1 pseudogene is annotated in these 239 nt (G+C 43.1%); it reads right to left on the bottom strand.

Features of this window, described 5'->3' with window-relative positions:
- Window positions 1-239 (bottom strand): annotated as a pseudogene (locus SCA31_RS25355) (succinate dehydrogenase/fumarate reductase iron-sulfur subunit); the annotation flags it as partial.

The following is a 239-nucleotide window of genomic DNA, read 5'->3' as shown; positions in this document are numbered from 1 at the left end:
ATTGCGTGCACCATGTTCAGAACTCTTCTTTTCGCTTCCACTCTACCTTGCGGCAATAATGCAAACTGAGATACTTTAGCTCCTACAAATAGCATTGCAGATCCGTTTTTACAAGTAGCAACACAAGCTCCACATCCGATACAAGCCGCAGCATCCATTGCTTTGTCTGCATCTTCTTTAGGAACCGGAATTGCATTGGCATCAAGGGTATTTCCTGAAGTATTGACAGAAATGAAACC

The organism is Chryseobacterium sp. SIMBA_028 (genome assembly GCF_046535285.1).
Taxonomy (GTDB): domain Bacteria; phylum Bacteroidota; class Bacteroidia; order Flavobacteriales; family Weeksellaceae; genus Chryseobacterium.
This window is presented reverse-complemented; position numbering and strand designations above follow the sequence as displayed.